The organism is Klebsiella sp. MS 92-3 (assembly GCF_000195655.1).
GTDB lineage: Bacteria > Pseudomonadota > Gammaproteobacteria > Enterobacterales > Enterobacteriaceae > Klebsiella > Klebsiella pneumoniae.
Genome location: NZ_GL882821.1, coordinates 1 through 560, shown reverse-complemented (window position 1 = coordinate 560; position 560 = coordinate 1). Strand labels below are relative to the sequence as shown.

Sequence of the window (560 nt, the reverse complement as noted above, 5' to 3'; positions counted from 1 at the left end):
CCCCCCCCCCCCCCCCCCCCCGGGGCGGGGCGGGCCGGAAGGCGGTCTGACAGCTGGCATAGAAGGCGTTCACATCACAATGCGCGAACATGATCAGCCCGCCGCCTTGATGATGTAGGTTACGACGCCGAAAATATCGAGCGTCTCCTCGCGGCCGACCACGATGGGTGAATAGGCCGGGTTCATCGGGTTAAGCTGCACCCGCGGCAGAAGCTGCAGCTTCTTTACCGTAAACTCGCCGCCGACGGCGGCAATCACGATATCGCCATGCTCCGCTTTACGCGCGCTGTCCACCACCAGCAAATCGCCTTCGTCAATGCCGGCATCGATCATGCTGTCGCCAGCGGCTTTGACAAAATAGGTCGCGCTGGGATGCTGCACCAGCAGCTCGTTGAGGTCGATTCGCTTCTCAACATAGTCCTGAGCCGGGCTGGGAAAGCCGCACTGCACCAGGTCGGCAAAAAAGGGAAAGGAGACAATCTGACGTAGCTCAACCGGCGTGTAAACGTTCATTTTTCAACCCACCACACAATGTCGCGGTAGGGATACCCGTTACCGGA

Annotated in this window: 1 protein-coding gene and 1 pseudogene; both read right to left on the bottom strand. The window is 60.0% G+C overall.

Annotated elements, in window-relative coordinates; all coding sequences use genetic code 11:
• Positions 1–91: pseudogene (locus HMPREF9538_RS33350) on the bottom strand (hypothetical protein); the annotation flags it as partial.
• Positions 92–93: 2 nt separating this feature from the next.
• Positions 94–513, bottom strand: a complete 420-nt coding sequence (locus HMPREF9538_RS11000) for a translesion error-prone DNA polymerase V autoproteolytic subunit (protein WP_002901192.1) — start codon at positions 511–513, stop codon at positions 94–96.
• Between the last annotated feature and the right edge of the window lie 47 nt (positions 514–560).